Origin of the sequence: Allomuricauda sp. M10 (genome assembly GCF_020782875.1) — a bacterium.
Taxonomy (GTDB): domain Bacteria; phylum Bacteroidota; class Bacteroidia; order Flavobacteriales; family Flavobacteriaceae; genus Flagellimonas.
Map to the genome: position 1 here is coordinate 1 of NZ_JAJGBN010000012.1, position 5550 is coordinate 5550.

Sequence of the window (5550 nt, forward strand, 5' to 3'; positions counted from 1 at the left end):
CGGTACCATTACCATCAACCCAGGAACTTCAGAAGGTACTTATACCATTGATTATACCATATGTGAAGTGGCCAATCCAAGCAATTGTGATACGGCAACCGTTACTGTGGAAGTGACCCAAGGCACTTCGAATGTCATCGATGCAGTGGATGACACCTACAGTTCGGATACTACTGGCGGTATAATTGCAGGAAGTAATGTTTTGGATAACGATACACTTAATGGAGTGTCCGTAACCCTTGAGGATGTGATTTTGACCTCCACTCCAACTGCAGAATTGACTATCAATGAAGATGGAAGTGTAACCGTAACCCCGGGTACAGCTGAAGGCACCTATACAATCAGCTACACCATTTGTGAGGCAGCTAATATGGAAAACTGTGATTCAGCCACCGTGACCGTTGAAGTTACCGAAGGGATGGCCAATATAATCGATGCGGTGGATGATGTTTATAGTGCGGATACTGCGGGCGGATTGATTGCGGATAGCAACGTTTTGGACAATGACACCTTGAACGGAACCCCTGTGACTTTGGCTGATGTGATTTTGAGTTCCACACCAACGGATGAACTCACTATCAATGAAGATGGTAGTGTAACCGTTAGCCCGGGTACGGCCGAAGGCACCTATACCATCAGCTACACCATATGTGAGGTGGTCAACTTGGAAAATTGTGATACGGCCACAGTAACAGTAGAGGTTACAGAGCCCATGGTGAATGTAATTGATGCTGTGGATGATGCCTATGAAGCTGATGCGGAAGGTATCATTCCAAACAGTAATGTATTGGGCAATGATACCCTGAACGGCGAATCTGTTACCTTGGATGAGGTGATTTTAACATCGACCCCAACAGATGAGCTCATCATCAATGAAGATGGAAGTGTGTCGGTTATTCCCGGTACTAAAGATGGCACCTACACTATTGGCTATACCATTTGCGAAACATCCAGTCCGGAAAATTGTGATTCAGCGGTTGTTACTGTAACCGTGGATGGCATTGATGACGATTCTAAAATTGAAGTGAACCAAATGCTGACACCGAACGGTGATTTGAAAAACGACTTCCTTTTCATCAGGGGTGTTGATAGGATCAAATCGAGCACCTTGAAGATTTTTAACCGATGGGGTGTGGCAGTCTATGAGGGTGAGAACTATGATAACATCAACAATGTGTTTGATGGTCGTTCAAGAGGAAGGTCATCGTTGATTGTCAACGATTATCTCCCAGCGGGGGTGTATTTTTATATCTTTAACTACGAAACGGATGAAGGCAGTTTCACGGATTCCGAATATATCTATATAAGCAGGTAACATATTGATAGAATGGTAAGAATGCGTTTTTTAATTACGTTGATGTTTATTGGAGTGATCTCCATGGGATTATACGCCCAACAAGATGCCCAATACACTCAATATATGTACAATACATTAAGTGTCAACCCTGCTTATGCCGGTTCTAGAGGGCAATTGAGTTTTGCTGGTTTGTATCGTTCCCAGTGGGTTGGACTCGATGGTGCCCCGGAAACTTTCACGATCAACCTACATTCTCCCATCAGAAATAGTAGATTGGGATATGGTATTTCCGTGGTAAACGACAATATCGGTGATGGGGTGGTACAACAGACTTATTTGGATGCGGCCATTTCCTATACTCTGGAATTTGCCAGGGATGCTAAGCTGTCCTTCGGGTTAAAGGCGGGCGGCGATATGATCAGCTTGGATTTTAATGGGCTCCGCAACTTTGACCAAGAGGTGGTGAACCAAAACAATATTGATAATAAGTTCACGCCCAATTTCGGATTGGGAGTTTACTACCATACGGACAAGTTTTATGCTGGTCTATCGGCTCCCAATATTTTGGAAACCGAATATTTCGACAACGACAATTCCGATAATTCGGTAAACTTTTTGTCAGCTCAGCGCATCAACTTTTATTTTATTACAGGATATGTGTTCGATATGGGTCCAGACCTGAAATTTAAACCAGCCTTGTTGACCAAGGCAGTAGGTGGTGCGCCTTTGCAAGTGGATGTTTCCGCTAGCTTTTTGTTCGCGGACAAGTTCAGTTTTGGGGCCGCTTACCGTTGGGATGCCGCTTTGAGCGGTTTGATCGGTTTCCAGTTGACGGAGCAATTGATGGTTGGTTTGGCGTATGATAGGGAAACCACGGAATTGGGCGGAACCCAATTCAATGATGGATCCTTCGAAATATTTTTGAGGGTGGAGTTGTTGAAGAGTTTTCAAAGAACTGTTTCACCAAGATTCTTTTAATATAGTTTAGGATGCTGAAAAGAATACTCATTTTACTTATTGTACTTTCAGGTTCGGTGGCCAAAATGGTCGCACAGGACAGCATTCCCGACAAAAAGATTGATAGGACCATAGAGAAGGCCGATGAGCGCTATCGGGAGTATTCCTTCAGTCCTGCCATCGATATCTATAAAAAAGTGTTGGACAAAGGCTATTCTTCTCCTGACCTATTGAAGAAACTCGGAAATTCGTATTATTTCAATGCCAAATACCAGGAAGCGGCGGAAATCTATAAAAAATTGGAAGCGGAATTTCCGGATGAGATGGAAGTGGAATATGTGTTCCGTTACGCCCAAAGTTTGAAGTCCATTGGCAATTATGACGAAGCAGCACGCCTAATGGAAGAATTCAAAAGCATGACAGCTTCCTATACCGGTGGGTTTGACGACGATTACATGACCAAAATCGAGGAGAACTCGGGAAGGTACACCGTTACACCTTTTGGGTATAACAGCAAGTACTCTGATTTTGCTGCATCCTACTACGAAAAAGGGCTCATTTTTGCTTCTGATCGTGATACCGGAAATTTGGCAAGATACCGCCACACATGGAATTCCAGGGACTTCTTGGATCTATACAAAGTCAATGCTGATAGCGCTTCTACCGATAATGTCATGAAATTGGAGGGCGAAGTCAATACCAGACTTCACGAGTCGACCTCCGTGGTGACAAAGGATGGGAACACCATGTATTTTACCCGAAACAATTTCATGGACGGTAAAAAATACAAGGATGGCGAAGGGATTACCCGATTAAAGATCTATAGTGCCGAAAAAGTAAATGGCGAATGGACCAATATCACGGAACTTCCCTTTAACAGTGACTCTTATTCTGTGGCACACCCAGCGTTGAGTCCAGATGGCAAGCGACTGTATTTCGTTTCCGATATGCCCGGTAGTTTGGGGCAATCGGATATATTCATGACCAATATTATTGGTGATGGCACTTATGGTCCCATTGTAAATTTGGGTAAAAACATCAATACCATGGCCAGGGAGACCTTTCCCTTTATTACTTCGGATGGGGTGTTGTATTTTTCTTCCGATGGGCATTTAGGTTTGGGCGGATTGGATGTATTCGCCACTAAAATTGCATTTGACGATTATGATCAACCCGTGGTAAATGTTGGAAAACCCATCAATGGACCAACTGATGATTTCGCCTTCATTTATGATTCAGAAAGCAAAACTGGATATTTTTCTTCCAATAGGGAAGGAGGTATGGGTGATGACGATATTTATGCATTTGTAGAAAACGAACCTTTGGTGTTGGATTGTATCCAGGAGGTGTCGGGTACGGTCAGGGATCGTATTTCCAACGAAGTTTTGGCAGGCGCCACCGTTAAAGTAATCGATGAGGAGAACAACGAGATTTCTTCAACCATAACGGATTCCAATGGAAATTACTTCCTGCTATTGGATTGTTCCAAAGGTAACTTTGTTCGAGCTTCCAGGGATGGGTATGTTCCGGCTGAAGAATATTTCGGTAAATCGAACGGTAAGCCAAGGATTATTGACTTTTATTTGGAAAGGGATTTGGTCACTGGAGGATTTGGGGACGACTTGGCCAAGTTGTTGCAGCTGAGTACTATTTATTTCAATTTGAACAAATACAACATCAGGCCCGATGCCGAAATTGAGATTCAGAAAGTAATTGTGGCCATGGAAAAATATCCTAGCCTTAAGATTAAGGTAAATTCGCATACCGATAGTCGCGGAGATGATGCCTATAACCTGTGGTTGTCTCAAATGAGAGCTGAGTCTACAGTTAAGTATATGATTTCTAAAGGTATAGCCAAGGATAGGCTTCAAGGAGAAGGCTTTGGGGAAACCCGATTGGTGAATGGATGTATGAACGGGGTTCGCTGTTCAGAAGAACAACATCAATTGAACAGACGTTCAGAATTTATCATATTTGAATGATATAAAAATCTGTTTTTCAACTTTTTTTTATAAACCAAGCTTCACATAAGAATATGTAATGGCCCTCTTTTAAAGGGCCATTTTTTTTTTTACTTCAACTGCATAAATTAGGTTCGGCCAACGGACATTTGGTTGGTGTTCTATAAATCTGACAATATAGAATAGAGGACGATTTTAGGTTTAATCACAGTGCAATCCTAAAATTAAAAAGTAGGAATAGGATTATATATTATTTTTTTATGTGATGGGACAACAACTGATTTTATTGCCTCTCATCGACGAACAGTCTTAAAAAAATGATAAAGAATTGGTAACATGACCTCATGATATGGATGCTATACAGTAGGTTTTCAGTAGTACACAACAAATATTTTCTATCCCTATAGGTAAAAGTAATTTTGTAGGGAGTTGTAAAATTCGAGGTGTTCTGTCCTTTCAGAACCAGCTTGAAATGAACGACCAAAACAACAAAAACACAACGAATACCGAGCCTCAACTAATAGTAACCTCATGAAAAAGAGCATAGTTGCCCTACTGTTTCTACTTTTTACAGGAATTGCCTTTTCCCAAACCACAGTAACCTTACAGGATCAATGTAATTGTGAAGTCCTAAAAGGAACCGATGTTTCCAGCCCTGGCGCTGTAACACCGTCCGGTGCTGATATTGGTGACATTTATGTCAATACCACTACCGGAACCATTTACTTTTGGGATGGTAACTCTTGGGAATTGACATCGACCGATGATCAACAATTGACAGGGTTTACTTTAGATGGTTCAACCAATACGTTGACCCTTTCCTTGGAAAATGGGGGCAGTGCCAACGTGGACCTAAGTAGTTTAAGTGATAGCTTAACGGATACCAATACTACGGTTGCCTCATTTGGAATAGATGGCTCCAATACCAATTTGGTCATTACAGATTCGGATGGCAATACCTATGCTGTAGCGTTGGCTGATTTGGCAGCTCTGATAGATACCAATACGGATTCACAGACCCTTTCCTTGAGTGGAAACGATCTGAGCATCACAGGAGGCAACACCATCGACATCAGCAGCATTGACACGGATACGGATGACCAGACATTGAGCATTTCAGGTTCGGATCTGACCATTTCCGAAGGAAACACGATAGATATTTCAGGTGTGAACACGGATTCCCAGACCCTTTCTTTGAGCGGTAGCGATTTGAGCATCGCTGGTGGCAATACCATCGACATCAGTAGCATCGATACTGATACAGATGACCAGACCTTGAGCCTATCAGGGAACACCCTTTCCATCGTCGATGGTAACAGTGTGGACCTATCCGCT

At 42.5% G+C, this 5550-nt stretch carries 3 protein-coding genes and 1 pseudogene; all 4 read left to right on the plus strand.

Features of this window, described 5'->3' with window-relative positions; all coding sequences use genetic code 11:
- The coding region (locus LKX84_RS17805) for a gliding motility-associated C-terminal domain-containing protein (protein WP_228239075.1) at nucleotides 1–1315 on the plus strand (1315 nt) is incomplete at its 5' end.
- Between the two features lie 12 nt (nucleotides 1316–1327).
- Nucleotides 1328–2275, plus strand: a complete 948-nt coding sequence (locus LKX84_RS17810; protein ID WP_228239077.1) for a type IX secretion system membrane protein PorP/SprF — start codon at nucleotides 1328–1330, stop codon at nucleotides 2273–2275.
- An 11-nt stretch (nucleotides 2276–2286) separates the two neighbouring features.
- Nucleotides 2287–4236: an OmpA family protein gene (locus tag LKX84_RS17815; protein ID WP_228239078.1), complete on the plus strand. Its 1950-nt coding sequence runs from the start codon at nucleotides 2287–2289 to the stop codon at nucleotides 4234–4236.
- 510 nt (nucleotides 4237–4746) lie between these two features.
- Nucleotides 4747–5550, plus strand: a pseudogene (locus tag LKX84_RS17820) (hypothetical protein); the annotation flags it as partial.

Coding starts and splice junctions, on each gene's coding strand:
- LKX84_RS17815 (WP_228239078.1), top strand. CDS start 2,287: ATGCTGAAAAGAATACTCATTTTACTTATTGTACTTTCAGGTTCGGTG.
- LKX84_RS17810 (WP_228239077.1), top strand. CDS start 1,328: ATGGTAAGAATGCGTTTTTTAATTACGTTGATGTTTATTGGAGTGATC.